Here is a 14,950-nt window from a genome sequence, read left to right on the forward strand (position 1 = left end):
CTTCGCGACGACCTCCTCTCGATGTGTCCGGCTGCGCCGTACGGCGCTGCGCGCCCACCCCCTGATGAACACCTGCGTTCGGCCTTCCGAAGGGGCGGGTGGATCAAGAGCCGGATCAAGATCAAGATCAAAGTCCAAAGCCAAATCTAAAACCTTTGTGTCGGAAATTTCCGCTCAATCGCTGGTTTTTGATCATCCCTGCGAATGCCTGGTCATTCAGCGACCGTCCGTAATTCCCCCCAGTTAACAAAAGATAACGTGGCGTTGATTGTCAGACCTTTCGAAAGCTGGATAGGATAGGCCAGCTTCCGAAGGGGCTCTAGATTGCGCGTTTCAGGACTATGCTCCAAAAACCGTCAATCGCTACGAGCAACCCTGCGGCGCCCTGAAAGGTTGAATGACCTAACAATAATAATGGGGGAAAGGTCTATGAGTGAGCCTGTCATGGGTGTGGGTTTATGCCGCCCGCCAGCGCTACGCAGATTCGCGTTGCTGGCTACAGCGCTCTCGCTGTTGGGTTCTGCCGTGCTGTCGGCACCCGTTTTGGCCGCTGACGCACCGGCGTCCGATACGGTCTATTCGATTGAGTTCGCTAAGTCCGCCAAGGGTCTGATGCTTGATGTTGCGCATGCAGGCAAGCGCCTGGTGGCGGTCGGCGATCGTGGCCATATTCTGTATTCCGATGACCAGGGCCAGACCTGGACCCAGGCCAAGGTGCCCAGTCGGCAACTGCTGACCGCGGTCTATTTCGTCGATGACAAGCACGGCTGGGCTGTCGGTCATGACGCGCAAATTCTCGCCAGTGAAGACGGCGGCGTTACCTGGATCAAACAATTCGAAGACTTGAAGCGCGAAGCGCCGCTGCTGGCTGTCTGGTTCAAGGATGTCAGCAGCGGTTTTGCCGTGGGTGCTTACGGCGCTCTGCTGGAAACCACTGACGGTGGAAAGAACTGGGCAGATGTCGGCGATCGCCTCGATAACCCGGATCAATACCACCTCAACGCGATCGCAGCGGTAAAGGATTCCGGGCTGTTCATCGTGGGCGAGCAGGGCAGCATGTTCCGTTCCCCTGATTGGGGGCAAACCTGGGAACGCCTTAAAGGTCCGTACCAGGGTTCGCTGTTTGGGGTGATCGGCACCGCCAAACCGGCGACTTTGCTGGCCTACGGTCTGCGCGGCAATCTGTTCCGCTCAACTGACTTTGGCAGCACTTGGGAGCAGGTCGAGCTCAAGGCTGCGCGCGGCGCGTTGGAGTTCGGTCTGTCCGGTGCGACCTTGCTCGACGACGGCAGCATCGTGATCGTTGGCAACGGCGGCAGCGTGGTGCGCAGCAGTGACGACGGCGTGACCTTCAGCGTATTCAACCGTCCCGACCGCATTTCCGTTTCGGCGGTCACGGCAGCGGGCAATGGCAACTTGATTCTGGTAGGACAGGGCGGCGTTCGCGCTACTTCGCCAATCGGCGCCGAGCTGGGCAAATAATAAGAAGGCGGAGCTATGACATCCATGAGCAGTCATCATCAGGACAAGGCGACGTTTCTCGAGCGCCTGATTTTCAACAACCGTCCGGCAGTGATCGTTATCTGCCTGTTGGTCAGCATTTTCCTGTTCTGGCAGGCGACGCTGATCCGGCCGTCTACCAGCTTCGAAAAAATGATCCCGCTCAAGCATCCGTTCATCGAGAAGATGCTTGAACACCGCAATGACCTGGCCAACCTTGGCAATACCGTGCGTATTTCCGTGGAAGCCACCGATGGCGACATCTTCTCCAGGGAGTACATGGAGACCCTGCGCCAGATCAACGACGAGGTGTTCTACATCTCCGGTGTCGACCGTTCCGGCCTGAAGTCGCTGTGGAGTCCGAGCGTGCGCTGGACCGAAGTGACCGAGGAGGGTTTTGCCGGCGGTGAAGTCATCCCGCAGAGCTACAACGGCTCCGCCGACAGCCTCGATCAGTTGCGCAACAACGTGCTCAAATCCGGTCAGGTAGGTCGGTTGGTGGCCAACGATTTCAAGTCGAGCATCGTTGATATCCCGCTGCTGGAGTCCTACCCGGACCCGCAGGACCAGGGCAAGTTGCTGGCGCTGGATTACCAGAAGTTCTCCCACGAACTTGAAGACAAGATCCGCGACAAGTTCGAAAAACAGAACCCCAACGTACAGATTCACATCGTCGGTTTTGCCAAGAAGGTCGGTGACCTGATTGATGGCCTGATCATGGTGGTCATGTTCTTCGGCGTGGCGTTCGTCATCACCCTGATCCTGTTGCTGTGGTTCACCAACTGCCTGCGCAGCACTGTGGCAGTGTTGAGCACTACCTTGGTGGCGGTGGTCTGGCAACTCGGGTTGATGCACGCGTTCGGCTTTGGTCTGGACCCGTACTCGATGCTGGTGCCGTTCCTGATCTTCGCCATTGGTATTTCCCACGGTGTACAGAAGATCAACGGGATTGCCTTGCAGTCCAGCGATGCGGACAACGCCTTGACTGCTGCCCGGCGCACGTTCCGTCAGCTGTTTCTGCCGGGGATGATTGCGATCCTCGCGGATGCGGTGGGCTTCATTACTTTACTGATCATCGATATCGGGGTGATTCGTGAGCTGGCCATCGGCGCGTCCATTGGCGTGGCGGTGATCGTGTTCACCAACCTGATCCTGCTGCCGGTAGCGATTTCCTACGTCGGCATCAGCAAACGCGCTGTCGAACGCAGCAAGAAAGATGCAATCCGTGAGCATAGGTTCTGGCGTCTGCTGTCGAATTTTGCCAGCTCGAAAGTCGCCCCGGTTTCTATCCTCCTGGCGTTGATCGCCTTCGGTGGCGGTCTCTGGTACAGCCAGAACCTGAAAATCGGCGACCTCGACCAAGGTGCACCGGAGCTGCGTCCGGACTCGCGCTACAACCAGGACAACAATTTCATCATCAAGAACTACTCCACCAGCTCCGATGTGCTGGTAGTGATGGTCAAGACCAAGGCGGAAGGCTGTTCGCGTTACGAAGCCATGGCGCCAATCGATGAGCTGATGTGGAAAATGCAGAACACCGAGGGCGTACAGTCGGCGATTTCCCTGGTGACCGTCTCCAAGCAGATGATCAAGGGCATGAACGAGGGCAACCTGAAGTGGGAAACCCTGTCGCGTAACCCGGATGTGCTGAACAACTCCATCGCCCGCGCCGACGGCCTGTACAACAACAGCTGCTCGTTGGCGCCGGTGCTGGTGTTCCTCAACGACCACAAGGCCGAAACCCTCGACCGTGCAGTGCATGCGGTGCAGGACTTCGCCAAGGAGAACAACAAGGACGGTCTGGAGTTCATCCTGGCTGCCGGGAACGCCGGGATCGAAGCGGCCACCAACGAGGTGATCAAGGAATCGGAACTGACCATCCTGGTGCTGGTGTACATCTGTGTGGCGACCATGTGCATGATCACCTTCCGTTCCTGGGCGGCGACCTTGTGCATCGTGTTGCCGCTGGTGCTGACCTCGGTGCTCGGCAACGCGCTGATGGCGTTCATGGGCATCGGCGTGAAAGTCGCGACCTTGCCGGTGGTGGCGCTCGGGGTAGGGATTGGCGTGGACTACGGCATCTACATTTACAGCCGCCTCGAAAGCTTCCTGCGTGCTGGCTTGCCGCTGCAAGAGGCGTACTACCAGACGCTGAAGTCCACCGGTAAAGCGGTGCTGTTCACCGGTCTGTGCCTGGCCATTGGCGTGTGCACCTGGATCTTCTCGGCGATCAAGTTCCAGGCCGACATGGGCCTGATGCTGACCTTCATGCTGCTCTGGAACATGTTCGGTGCGCTGTGGCTGTTGCCGGCGCTGGCACGTTTCCTGATCAAGCCTGAGAAGCTCGCGGGACAGAAGGGCAACTCGTTGTTCGCTCACTGATCGAGGTCGAAAATAACAAAGCCGCAACCTTCGGGCTGCGGCTTTGTTATTTCTCGGATTTCACACCGCCCCCTGTGTGCGAGCCTGCTCGCTCCCACAGGGTTTGCGGTAACAATGCGCTATCATTGCTGTTTTCCCCTGAAAGACATGATTGCCATGACTGCCGAAACCCTTCTCAACGCCCTCGAACACTGCACCATGGTCGAAATCGACGGCTTTCACGCCTTCGAATTCGCTCTCGACGAAGACGACAATCTGCACATCGAATGCATGGATGGCCGAGCGGCCAAGCACTGGGAGTTCAGCCCGGCTCAGGTTAAGGCTGCGACCTTCGATCAAGACCTGCAGAGTTGGCTGATCATCGGTGATTCCGGCGAGCATCGTCTGGTCTGCCTGGACGCGTTCGGCGGTAACGACGACGAAGACGAAACCAATGAAGATGCGTAAACTCTGGCCGCTGCTGATGGCCGGCAGTGTCGGGGCGATGGGCCTTTCCAGCGCATCCGCCGAGAGCTTCCAGTTGCTGGTCGGCACCTACACCCAAGGCCAGAGCCAGGGGATCTACCGACTCAAATTCGATAGCCAGAGCGGTCAACTCGACGCGACGCCGTTGCAGGTGGTCAAGAGTGCCAACCCGTCGTGGCTGACCTTGTCCAGCGACCAGCGTCGACTGTTTGTGGTCAACGAGAATGGTCCGGGGCAAGCCGACCCGGTAGGGCGCGTCAGCAGTTTCGCCGTCGAGCCGAACACCCATGCGCTGAGCCTGATCAATCAGGTGCAGAGCCTGGGCAACGAGCCGACCCATTCCAGCCTGAGCGCTGACGGCAAGTACCTGTTTGTCAGTAATTACTCGGTGGCCGAAGACCCGGGTGGCAACCTGGCGGCATTGCCGGTGAGCGCCGATGGCAAGCTGGCGCCGCCGGTGCAACTGAGCAGCCATCAGCCGAGTCGGGTCAATCCCGAGCGGCAGATGTCGGCGCACGTGCATTCGACAGTGTCCTCGCCGGACGGTCAGTACGTGTTTGCCAATGACCTGGGCGCCGACAAGATCTTTGTCTATCGCTATGACCCCAAGGCCAATCCAGAGCGACCGCTGACCGCAGCCACGCCGGCCTCGGTTCAGTTGCCACCGGGCAGCGGGCCGCGGCATTTGCTGTTCAGTGCCGACGGCAAGCACGCGTACCTGACCCTGGAAATGAGCGCGCAAGTCGCGGTGTTCGATTATCAGGCTGGCAAACTGACCCAACGGCAAATGGTCGACCTGGCAGCCGGCAAACCTGCGGCGCAGAAAGCCGCGGCTGCGCTGCATGCCTCGTCGGATGGCAAATTCCTCTACGTCAGCAACCGTGGCACCGCTAACGAGTTGCTGGTGTTCGCCATCGACCCGGCCAGTGGCGAGCTCAAGGAGCTTCAGCGCCGTTCGGTGGAGGGCGATCACCCGCGTGAGTTCAGCCTCGACCCAAGCGGCAAGTTCGTACTGGTCGCCAACCAGAAGAGCAACCAGATCGTCATCATCGCGCGTGATGTGAAGACCGGCCTGCTGGGCAAAACAGTGCAAAAACTGCCGTTCGACTCACCCAGCGACATCAAGTTCTTCCTGCGTCAATAAACCGCAGGCCCCGTACGCCGGGGCCTGCGTGGTTCTATTAATCTGAGTGATATCCGCTACTGCTGCAAAAGATTTCAAGAGCGCCAACCCTCGGGCGTAAGTTTGCTTCACGGCCTAGACAGGCAAGCAAGCCAACTGAATCTACGAGGGTTACCGCCATGAACTTCAATCTCTTCTCCGTGATTGCCGCATCCGCTATCTCCGCCAGCGTTGCTCTGCCAGCCAGTGCCAACACTGAGATCAGCTCGAAAAAATCCGGCACCCACAGCTACACCCAGAAATACCTGCAACAAAGCGCCAACTTCTATGCCGCGCTGGATCACAAGATCCAACACTGAGATTCAAGCCCTGCCGACTTTATGCAGGAGCGAAGTCACTTGATCCGATCAGCGATCCTTTCGCTGGAAAGACCCGAGTGATGTCGCTCCTGCATAAAGCATTTGCGACTCCGCACCCCAATCAGCACAAATATTTCGTGTAATATCACATGGCCATGTGTTTAAATTTGACGCTAATTTATTGACTCAATCTTTCCCAAGGATCGATGACATGGCGATGCGTCTGGCTGTGGTGCTGCTGTTTCTCTACTCCACCCCGATTCTCTCGGCTGCCCACCCGGTTGACGGCGAGCCTGAAGCCGCACGCGAGCGTTTGATGAGCGTGTTGCAGGACTGAAAATCGTCGAATTTTCGATCAATTAAACTGATAGCTACTATGCATAAAGGTCGCTATTCATGGCCGGTTGTTTGATTGATCCTGTGGGCACTGAAACATGCCCACGGAGAATCCCATGGCCAGCACAATCCTTTCTTCTGCCAAACACGGCGCGTACGTCGCCATTGGTTTATACGTGGCGATGGTTCTGGTGGTCAGTCTTTCGGCCCAGTCGCAGCGCATCACGCAAGCACCGATTCAGGTCGCTTATCCCGCCATCCAGTTTGAGCACGTGCAGCACGCCAGCGCTGAGCATTCCGACGTCGCGGGAGCCGTGGGGGTATGAAAGGGCGCAAACTGATGGTCGTCGCCTTCCTGGCATTCCTGACCAATGGATCTTCACTGCTCGGCATCGGCCAAGGCTCGGCGGGCTCGCTGGCACGGGCCATCGAGTGCAATCACAACATCGCCCACAACATTCAGACCGCCAAGGCGCTGGGGTTGTTGGCGGGTAATCCGCCGGCCAAACCCAAAGCAGTGGTTCTGGGGCCGTTTGAGGTTGATTGCTCGGCGCTTAAAATGTGCAGCGCGTTGGCGTAGGAAGTCAGGTTGGTTGTTTGGCCATGATGGCGGCGAATAACGCTGACTCAAGAATCCCCTGCAACCAGGTCTGAAGATGCCGATACGGCGTCTGCGCAAACCACTCGCGGTCGACATGTGCGAACTGGCGTATGAACGGTGCCAGGGCGATATCCGCCAGGCTCAGATGATCGGCCACCAGATACACTCGCTGTTGCAGCAACTCATCCAGTTCGCGCAAAAACACTTCGCCTTCCGCGCGGTAATGCTCCATGGGGTGTTCCGGGTAGCGTTCAGCGTATTTGTAGCGATTGAGGTGCAGCTTGAACGTCTGATCGTTTGCTTCAATCAGCGCCGCGCCACGTTGCTGCGCTGCAGGATCGTCCTTGAGCAACCAATCCTGCGGGTCGTTCTGTTCCAGCGCCCACTGCATGATCTCCAGGCTTTCCTCGATCACCCGACCGTCAAGGCTCAGCACCGGCACGGTGCCCTTGCTCGACAGCGCGAGCATCTGCGGCGGCTTGGCTTTCAGGCTGACCTCGACAATGTCCACCGCCACTGAACTGTAACGCAGCGCCATGCGTGCGCGCATGGCGTAGGGGCAACGGCGGAAGGAGTAGAGCGTCGGCGTGCTCATTTGACCTCCAGCGTGCTCAGGCCATTGCCTTGGCGATGAACCTGGATCTGCACCGGGATTCGCTCGTGCATTTCCTGTACGTGGGAGATTACGCCGACCTTGCGCCCCTGCGCCTGCAGGCCATCGAGGGCGTCCATCGCCAATTGCAGTGACTCGGGATCGAGGCTGCCGAAGCCTTCATCGATGAACAGCGATTCGATTTTCAGCGTGCTCGACGCCATTGAGGCCAGGCCCAGCGCCAGTGCCAGCGACACCAGGAAGGTTTCGCCGCCCGACAGCGAATGCACCGAGCGCAGTTCGTCGCCCATCTCCGTGTCCATCACCAGCAAGCCGAGCATGCTGCCGCCGCGCTTGAGCCGGTAGCGGCGCACCAGTTGGCGCAACTGGGCGTTGGCGTGATGCACCAGCAAATCGAGGTTGTAGGCCTGGGCGATCTTGCGGAAAGTGTCTCCGGTGGCCGAGCCGATCAAGGCATTCAGCCGTGCCCAGCGCTGCCACTCGTTGTAGGCATCGCCAATGCGTTGTGCCAGCGCCTGATTGGCGTCCTGACGGCGTTGATCCTCGGCTTGTTGCGCACGTAGTTCGGCGCAGAGCTGTTCGCTGATCCCGAACTGGTTTTGCAGCTCGCCAAGGGCTGTGGCCAGTTGTTCGGCATCGAGGTTGCCGTTGTGCTGCGCCTGATGGCTGTGCAGGCGCTGTTCGCGTTCATGCACTAGCACCTTGGCTTGCTCGATGGCTTTTTCGCCGAGCTGTAGCTGTTGGCGCAACTGGCTGACCTGCTCGTCGCTGAACGCCAGTAACTGCTCCAGACCGCCATCGTCGAGTTCCGGATGAAGGGCTCGCCATTCGGCAATCTTGCCGCTCAGCTCATGACTTTCGGCTTCCAGCGCATGCTGGCGTTGTTGCTCCGCCCGGAGCTCGGCGGCCAGTTGAATCTGCTGGCTGCGGACTTCTTGCAGCTCTTGATTGGCCATCGCTTCGGCCTGTCGAGCCTGTTCGACGGCTTGATCCAGTTGCTGCTGCCACTGCTCGGCGCTCGGCTGCTCGCCCAGCAGTTCGGCGAGTTTTTGTTGGGCGGCGTGTTGCTGCTCGGCGAGTGCGCTGAACTGCAGCTGTGCGGCTTGCAATTGCTGCACGCGTGTCAGTTGCCGGTCCTGTTCTTTCTCGAGGGTTTGCTGACGCTGTTGTTGTTCGCTGAGTTCTTCGCGTTGCAATTCCAGCTGTTCCAGCCGCTGGGCGACCTGCTGATCGAGTTGCATGAAGGTCGCAGCGGGCTCGTTGCGCAAACCGTCAAGGGTCGCCGCCGGCAGCAGGGCGCTGAACGCTGCGAGTTCCTCTTCAAGGCGCTGGCTGTCATTGCTCAACTCGCGCTGCTGGATCGCCAGTTGCTGGGCAGCCTGTTGGCTGGCCTGGTCGGCGGCTTGCAGTTGTTGCTGAAGACGTGCGGCGTCTTGCTGCAAGGTGAGCAGGGCGCTTTGTCGCTGTTCGTCCTGGGCAATGCTCTGATTCATCTGAGCACTTTGCTGATTCAGCCAGGCGTCGCGTTTGGCGGTTTCCTGGGTCAGCAACTGGGCGGCCAGTGGATGCGCTTCAAGGCTCGGTGTCAGGCTCTGCTGCTGGGTTGCCAGCTGTTCCTGTTGTTGCAGCAGTTCTTTTTGCTGGGCAATCAGCCCGCCGACTTCGGTGCGCAGGTCTGCGAGTTTTTCCTTGAGCAGGTCAACGGCTTTTTGTGCATTGGCCTGTTCGCTTTCATCGTGCCGGCCGAGGCTTTGCAGCAATGCTTCTGGCTGATGATAAGGATGCTCGACGCTGCCGCAGACCGGGCACGGTTGATCGTCCTGCAACTGCCCGCGCAACTCTTCGACGCTGGCACTGCGCGCCAGGCGCTGGCGCTCCAGCAGTTCCCGAGTGACTGTCAGGGTTTGCTCGGCAACAGTCAGTTCGGCCTTGGCCTGGACGCCTTCGCGGGTCAGGCGTTCGCGTTCTGTCTGGACGGTTTGCAGGCGCTGTTGCAGGTCCTGCGTGCGCGTGTCCAGCTCCTGCTGACGAGCCCACAATCGCGCGAGCTCTTCGATGGCGCGCTGCTGCTTGCGGTTGTCTTGCAGCAGGCTGCCGAGGATCTGAATCTGTTCGGCAACAGCCGCAGGTTCAGCGCCGGCTTCGCTGTAGAGCAGCTCCAGGCTTTGCCGTTGCGCGCTGAACTGGGCGGCGGTGTCCGCCGCCCGTTGTTCCATTTGGAGCAGTTCGGCCTGACCCTTTTTCAGGCGATTGCCGACCAGCATCAGTTGCTGCAAGCGTTCGCGGTAAGCGTTCCAGGCGTCACTGACGGGAGCCAGTTGGAGGCTCTGTTCCAGCTGCGTCGCAATCGTCGCCAGGCGTTCGGCAACCCGTTGTTGCTGTTCGAGCATTTGCGCGATGGCTTGCTGGCCTTCGGCGCTGGCCAGTTCGGCGTTGTGCTTGAGTTCGGCTGAGGCGTTGATGGTCTGGGTCAGGCGCGCCAGGTTGCTCTGTTCTTCGAAGGCCTGACGCAGCAGTGGGGCGTTGTTGCTGTGCTGGCTTTGGGCTTGGGTCAGCGCGGTTTTTGCGGATTCCAGGCTGTGTTCTAGTTGAACCTGACGGGTTTGCAACTCGCTCTGTTGTTGAGCGTGTTGCTGAATCAGCGCGGCCAACGGGCTCAGTTGCGCGCTCAGCTCGGTTTGCCGGGCAAACTGATGCCGCTGCGGCGCCAGTTGTTCCAGGCGCGCCAGGTTCAGCCGTTCGCCAGTCTGGGCGTCCCACGACTGTTGAGCCTGTTGCAATTGCTCGGCGGCGGCCTGTTGCTGGTCCTGCAACTGCTGCAGTTCTTTGAGCCAGGTGTTCTGCAGTTCAAGTTGCTTGAGCTGTGCTTGCTGGTTTTTGAGTTGTTGCTGAGCGTCGTTGAAACGCTGATCGAGTTCGGCGCGGGCCTCGGGTTCAAGGGGTGTTACGCCAGTGGCCTGATCTTGCAGCAACTTGTGGGCTTCGCGGGTTTCCTTGCTTTTGTCGAAAGCACGTTTGCCCAGGCGCGTGTAGAGCGCGGTGTCGGTGAGTTTTTCCAGCAGTTCGCTGCGGTCGTTGTCATCGGCCTTGAGAAACGCGCTGAACTCGCTTTGAGCGAGCATCACCGCGCGAGTGAACTGTTCGAAGTTCAGGCCCAGCACGGCTTCAAGTTGAGTCTTGTATTCGCCTTTCTGGCTGGCCAGCAGTTGATCGGTGTCGAGGTCGCGCAGGCTTTGACGGCTGGCTTGCAGCTTGCCGTTGGCTTTTTCACGGGCGCGATTGGCCTCCCAGCGTGCACGGTAGCGACGACCGTCGATGCCGACAAAGTCGACCTCGGCATAGCCGTCACCGGTGCCACGGCGCAGCAGGGTGCGCGGGTCGCCGGTGGCGATCTCGCCGTCTGCATCCGGTACCTTGGCGTCGCGTCCGGTGTTGTTGAGGCGCGGCACTGCGCCAAACAGCGCCAGGCACAACGCATCGAGCAAGGTGCTTTTACCGGCGCCGGTCGGCCCGGTAATCGCAAACAGGCCGGAACTGGCCAGGGGTTCGGCGGTGAAGTCGATTTCAAAGGGCCCCGCCAGCGAGGCGAGGTTTTTCAGGCGGATCGCGAGAATTTTCATGGCTGTTCGCTCTCCTGCTGAACGTCTTGCAGCAGCACCGCAAAGTCCTGGAGTGTCTGTTCGTCGACGGCGCTGCCGTAGTTATCGAGCCAGGCACGGCTGAATAATTCCTGTGGCGTGAGCTGGTCCAGTTCGACCAGCTGACCCGTGTCATCCGCGCCATCTCGACCGCCATTGCCTGCGTATTCGGCAGCGATTCGCACCAGCCGCACGGCTTTGCCTTGCAGCGCGGTTTCGATTTGTTGGCGCAAGTCCGGCTGCGGTTCATCGAGGCGCACGCGGACTTCGAGCCACGGTTGGCGCTGGAGATCGGCCAACAGGTCGATGTTCGGCAAATCCGCGAGTTGCGTCAGGATTTCACTGAGCGGAGCAGGGCCCAGGCGTTGCAGGTTGACCGCGCGGGGGATCAACCGGGGTTCGACGCTGAGCAGCGTCTCGCCGTCGAGCGTGATGTCGAGAATCTGATGCTGATAGCCGATTTCGGAAAACGACAACGGAATCGGTGAGCCGCTGTAGCGAATGCGCTCCTCGCCGTTGACCTTCTGCGGCTTGTGCAAATGGCCGAGGGCAACGTAGCTGATACTCGGCCCGAACAGGCTGGCGGGCAGGGCTTCGGCGTTGCCGATGATCAGGCTGCGCTCGGAGTCCTCGGACACCGATCCACCGGCCATGTGCGCGTGGCTGATGGCGATCAATGCCTGACCGGGTTGGCGCTTGGCATTGGCGGCTTCGATCAGCCATTCATGCACCTGACCGATGCCGCGTAGATAGTTGTCGCCCAGATGCGCGCCGGTAACTTCGGCGGGGCGCAGAAACGGCAGCGCCAGGCACCAGCCGGCGATTTCACCCGAGGCATCGGGCAGCGGAATCAGCAAGCGTTCGGCGTCCAGTTGCCCGTCATCGAGCCACAACACCCGACCCAGTGCATGAGTGCGCAACCGGCGCATCAACGGCGCGGGCAATTCGATCCGCGAGCCGGAGTCATGGTTGCCGGCGATCATCACGATGGTCAGCGATGGCTGCTGCTCGTGTGCGCTGACGATGAAGTCGTAGAGACGTTCCTGGGCTTTGACTGGCGGATTGACGGTGTCAAAGATATCGCCTGCGATCAGCAGCACATCGGGCTTTTCGAGCGCCAGCTGACGCAGCAGCCAATCGAGGAAACAGCCGTGTTCAAAGTCGCGTTCCTGGCCATGCAGGTTTTGCCCAAGGTGCCAGTCGGAGGTGTGGAACAGACGCAAGGCAAACTCCGTAGGAAATAAGGTGATGGCCGCAGGGAAAATGATGGCGGCTAAAGGGGAGGGAGTTTACTGGCAAAAAACCGAGCGTGCCTTGTTCAATCACCTGCCGCGCGTGTCCATAGGTCGGCGCCGCCTGTAGGCGCAAGGCTTGCCCGCGATGACGGCTGCGTGAGCGACGCGGCTCGTCCAGTCAGGACACGTCATGCGCGTCGTTTGCCGGTGCTGTCGCCCCGAGACACTTCGGCAAAAATCTCGGTAATCGGCCGCCGTGGCTGGCGTTTGTGCAGCTCGCGCACCTGTTGGCTCATGCGCAGCAGTTCTGCGCTGGGTTTGGCCCATTGTTCCTTCGGCAGCGGTTCGGACCATTGGCGCATCACCTCGGGCAGGGCGTGTTGGCCCATGGTCTTGATGCGGCGGATTTCCCATTCGGTGAGGTGGTTGGGCAGGGTCCAGAGGGTCATGACGTGGTACAGGTACCAGAAAAACCCGGATACCCGACCGCGTTCGCCATCGCGAATTTGCTGGTGCATGCGCGCCCGGGCGTTGCGGAAGGTGTGCAGGCCTTCGTGGGGTGGATCGTCGGGTCCTTGCAGGTCTTGCAAGTCCTGGATCGATTTGAGGTCGTTGACTTCATATTCCATGTACCCGCGGATCGCTTCCCAGTGGCTGATGGCCAACGGCAGGCCGGCGCAGGGGAATTCGACGCTGGTCAGGGTCTCGCCGTGCTGGAAGCCGATGCCCATGCCGTACTGGCGACGGATGCCGTACTGGGTGGCGCCCTGGGCTTCGATGACCCAGGCGGACAGGGATTCCCAGGGGACGAAGAGCGGTTCGGTAGCGTCCTCGGGCATGAAGCAGACTTCGCGGCGTTGACGGTTGAAGCGGGTGGGGATGATTTCGGCGCGTTTGTTGTGGTTGTGGAGCCAGACGCCGAGGCCGATGAACAGGGTGAGAAAGCCGGTTACTAGGGCGAGCTCATACGCCTCCTCTATGAAAATACGAGTTGTGATGTCTTGTATATCGTCCCAGCTTTGACCGAACAGAAAAAACATGAAACCGCTGAACAGAGGAATGAGAAAAGCAATTAAAAAGGCGCCACTGAATGGCCCGCCTAGTGTTACTTGCCACATAAAGACTTGGGGAGACCCCAACCCGAAGTCCATGTACACCTCATTTAACTCCCCAATATGAGGGCCATGAGGCGGCAGCGGTGTTGGAAGCGGCAACGGCGCGATATAGGTAATCTTCCCGCTTGGAAACGGCTCGACATCCCCGGCTTTGCGGGATTGATCAAGGTGCGGCACGGGTATGGGGCTATCAAGGTTGTTGGGCATGGTCGGCCAGCTCCAGCAAATGGATTTCAACCAGCAACAGCGGGGGATGCTCGGTGACGGATTGACGGGGCAGCGAAGGAAAATGGCCTTCAGCCCGAGGATTGAGGTGAATGACGTGGGTGCGCGAGACCCACTCTCCTTTGGCCACCAAGGACGACGCCGGACTGTAGGAGCAAGGCTTGCCCGCGATGACGGCTGTGTGAACGACTCGGCTCGTCCGGTCAGGACACTTCATGCGCGTCGTTTACCGGTGCTGTCGCCCCGAGACACTTCGGCAAAAATCTCGGTAATCGGCCGCCGTGGCTGGCGTTTGTGTAGCTCGCGCACCTGTTGGCTCATGCGCAGCAGTTCTGCACTGGGTTTGGCCCATTGTTCCTTCGGCAGCGGTTCGGACCACTGACGCATCACCTCGGGCAAGGCGTGTTGGCCCATGGTCTTGATGCGGCGGATTTCCCATTCGGTGAGGTGGTTGGGCAGGGTCCAGAGGGTCATGACGTGGTACAGGTACCAGAAAAACCCGGATACCCGACCGCGTTCGCCGTCGCGAATTTGCTGGTGCATGCGCGCCCGGGCGTTGCGGAAGGTGTGCAGGCCTTCATGGGGCGGGTCGTCGGGGCCTTGCAGGTCTTGCAAGTCCTGGATCGATTTGAGGTCGTTGACTTCATATTCCATGTACCCGCGGATCGCTTCCCAGTGACTGATGGCCAAGGGCAGGCCGGCGCAGGGGAATTCGACGCTGGTCAGGGTTTCGCCGTGCTGGAAGCCGATGCCCATGCCGTACTGGCGACGGATGCCGTACTGGGTGGCGCCCTGGGCTTCGATGACCCAGGCGGACAGGGATTCCCAGGGGACGAAGAGCGGTTCGGTGGCGTCCTCGGGCATGAAGCAGACTTCGCGGCGCTGACGGTTGAAGCGGGTGGGGATGATTTCGGCGCGTTTGTTGTGGTTGTGGAGCCAGACGCAAAGGCCGATGAACAGGGTGGAAAAGCCGGTTATCAGGGCATATCCGTGGATAGCGAAGAAAAAGTCGACGACAAACTCCCATGTGTATGAAAAGTCATATCCGAACATGAGACCCATACAGCCAATGATTGCGGGAAACAGGAACGCGATCATAAAGGCGCCACTGAAGGGCCCCCCTAATGTCATCTGCCACATAAAGACTTGGGGTGATCCCAATCCGAAATCCATGTACACCTCATTCAACTCTCCAATATGAGGGCCATGAGGTGGCAGGGGTGTCGGCAGTGGCAGCGGCGCAAGATAGGTGATCTTCCCGCTTGGAAAGGGTTCGACATCTGTAGTGGTCAACTAATTCCGGACACCTCGATAGGTGGTTTAGACGCCATTGCCGTTCGTAAACGGTCGGTGGCAGA

General features: G+C 59.5%; 14 protein-coding genes. 8 read left to right on the plus strand and 6 right to left on the minus strand.

Annotated elements, in window-relative coordinates:
- Positions 1-429: 429 nt before the first annotated feature.
- From AC1RJ3_RS29385 to AC1RJ3_RS29420, 8 genes are all read left to right on the plus strand, one after another.
- Positions 430-1,482 (plus strand): WD40/YVTN/BNR-like repeat-containing protein, encoded by a 1,053-nt coding sequence (locus AC1RJ3_RS29385; RefSeq protein WP_493081943.1) that lies wholly within the window; start codon positions 430-432, stop codon positions 1,480-1,482.
- 24 nt (positions 1,483-1,506) lie between these two features.
- Positions 1,507-3,882: an efflux RND transporter permease subunit gene (locus tag AC1RJ3_RS29390; RefSeq protein WP_054598317.1), complete on the plus strand. Its 2,376-nt coding sequence runs from the start codon at positions 1,507-1,509 to the stop codon at positions 3,880-3,882.
- Positions 3,883-4,038: 156 nt separating this feature from the next.
- Positions 4,039-4,329, plus strand: a complete 291-nt coding sequence (locus AC1RJ3_RS29395) for a DUF5629 family protein (protein ID WP_103314690.1) — start codon at positions 4,039-4,041, stop codon at positions 4,327-4,329.
- The gene (locus tag AC1RJ3_RS29400; RefSeq protein ID WP_493081958.1) at positions 4,322-5,491 is read left to right on the plus strand and encodes a lactonase family protein; all 1,170 of its coding nucleotides are present in this window, start codon (positions 4,322-4,324) and stop codon (positions 5,489-5,491) included. Before AC1RJ3_RS29395 ends, AC1RJ3_RS29400 begins: the two co-directional genes overlap by 8 nt.
- Positions 5,492-5,649: 158 nt before the next feature.
- Positions 5,650-5,829, plus strand: a complete 180-nt coding sequence (locus AC1RJ3_RS29405) for a hypothetical protein (protein WP_054597153.1) — start codon at positions 5,650-5,652, stop codon at positions 5,827-5,829.
- Positions 5,830-6,040: 211 nt separating this feature from the next.
- A complete protein-coding gene (locus AC1RJ3_RS29410) occupies positions 6,041-6,166 on the plus strand; it encodes a hypothetical protein (protein ID WP_493081946.1) in 126 nt (41 codons plus the stop codon).
- Between the two features lie 115 nt (positions 6,167-6,281).
- Positions 6,282-6,491 carry a hypothetical protein gene (locus tag AC1RJ3_RS29415; RefSeq protein ID WP_054597154.1) on the plus strand — a complete coding sequence of 70 codons (210 nt, stop codon included), beginning with the start codon at positions 6,282-6,284 and terminating at the stop codon, positions 6,489-6,491.
- On the plus strand, positions 6,488-6,745 hold the full coding sequence (locus AC1RJ3_RS29420; protein WP_054597155.1) for a hypothetical protein: 258 nt from the start codon (positions 6,488-6,490) through the stop codon (positions 6,743-6,745). Before AC1RJ3_RS29415 ends, AC1RJ3_RS29420 begins: the two co-directional genes overlap by 4 nt.
- A 4-nt stretch (positions 6,746-6,749) precedes the next feature.
- On the opposite strand, the gene AC1RJ3_RS29425 is transcribed toward AC1RJ3_RS29420, so the two are convergent.
- From AC1RJ3_RS29425 to AC1RJ3_RS29450, 6 genes are all read right to left on the minus strand, one after another.
- The gene (locus AC1RJ3_RS29425) at positions 6,750-7,361 is read right to left on the minus strand and encodes a glutathione S-transferase (protein WP_493081948.1); all 612 of its coding nucleotides are present in this window, start codon (positions 7,359-7,361) and stop codon (positions 6,750-6,752) included.
- The gene (locus AC1RJ3_RS29430) at positions 7,358-10,999 is read right to left on the minus strand and encodes an AAA family ATPase (protein WP_493081950.1); all 3,642 of its coding nucleotides are present in this window, start codon (positions 10,997-10,999) and stop codon (positions 7,358-7,360) included. The genes AC1RJ3_RS29425 and AC1RJ3_RS29430 overlap by 4 nt, the downstream gene beginning before the upstream one ends.
- A complete protein-coding gene (locus AC1RJ3_RS29435) occupies positions 10,996-12,240 on the minus strand; it encodes an exonuclease SbcCD subunit D C-terminal domain-containing protein (RefSeq protein ID WP_054597158.1) in 1,245 nt (414 codons plus the stop codon). Before AC1RJ3_RS29435 ends, AC1RJ3_RS29430 begins: the two co-directional genes overlap by 4 nt.
- Positions 12,241-12,440: 200 nt before the next feature.
- Positions 12,441-13,292 carry a hypothetical protein gene (locus tag AC1RJ3_RS29440; protein WP_493081952.1) on the minus strand — a complete coding sequence of 284 codons (852 nt, stop codon included), beginning with the start codon at positions 13,290-13,292 and terminating at the stop codon, positions 12,441-12,443.
- 265 nt (positions 13,293-13,557) lie between these two features.
- On the minus strand, positions 13,558-13,725 hold the full coding sequence (locus AC1RJ3_RS29445) for a hypothetical protein (RefSeq protein WP_493081954.1): 168 nt from the start codon (positions 13,723-13,725) through the stop codon (positions 13,558-13,560).
- A gap of 80 nt (positions 13,726-13,805) precedes the next feature.
- Positions 13,806-14,645 carry a hypothetical protein gene (locus AC1RJ3_RS29450; protein WP_493081956.1) on the minus strand — a complete coding sequence of 280 codons (840 nt, stop codon included), beginning with the start codon at positions 14,643-14,645 and terminating at the stop codon, positions 13,806-13,808.
- Positions 14,646-14,950 lie beyond the last annotated feature (305 nt).

The organism is Pseudomonas sp. GW822-FHT04C11 (assembly GCF_058800905.1).

Coding starts and splice junctions, on each gene's coding strand:
- AC1RJ3_RS29385 (WP_493081943.1), top strand. CDS start 430: ATGAGTGAGCCTGTCATGGGTGTGGGTTTATGCCGCCCGCCAGCGCTA.
- AC1RJ3_RS29390 (WP_054598317.1), top strand. CDS start 1,507: ATGAGCAGTCATCATCAGGACAAGGCGACGTTTCTCGAGCGCCTGATT.
- AC1RJ3_RS29395 (WP_103314690.1), top strand. CDS start 4,039: ATGACTGCCGAAACCCTTCTCAACGCCCTCGAACACTGCACCATGGTC.
- AC1RJ3_RS29400 (WP_493081958.1), top strand. CDS start 4,322: ATGCGTAAACTCTGGCCGCTGCTGATGGCCGGCAGTGTCGGGGCGATG.
- AC1RJ3_RS29405 (WP_054597153.1), top strand. CDS start 5,650: ATGAACTTCAATCTCTTCTCCGTGATTGCCGCATCCGCTATCTCCGCC.
- AC1RJ3_RS29410 (WP_493081946.1), top strand. CDS start 6,041: ATGGCGATGCGTCTGGCTGTGGTGCTGCTGTTTCTCTACTCCACCCCG.
- AC1RJ3_RS29415 (WP_054597154.1), top strand. CDS start 6,282: ATGGCCAGCACAATCCTTTCTTCTGCCAAACACGGCGCGTACGTCGCC.
- AC1RJ3_RS29420 (WP_054597155.1), top strand. CDS start 6,488: ATGAAAGGGCGCAAACTGATGGTCGTCGCCTTCCTGGCATTCCTGACC.
- AC1RJ3_RS29425 (WP_493081948.1), bottom strand. CDS start 7,361: ATGAGCACGCCGACGCTCTACTCCTTCCGCCGTTGCCCCTACGCCATG.
- AC1RJ3_RS29430 (WP_493081950.1), bottom strand. CDS start 10,999: ATGAAAATTCTCGCGATCCGCCTGAAAAACCTCGCCTCGCTGGCGGGG.
- AC1RJ3_RS29440 (WP_493081952.1), bottom strand. CDS start 13,292: ATGTTTTTTCTGTTCGGTCAAAGCTGGGACGATATACAAGACATCACA.
- AC1RJ3_RS29450 (WP_493081956.1), bottom strand. CDS start 14,645: ATGTTCGGATATGACTTTTCATACACATGGGAGTTTGTCGTCGACTTT.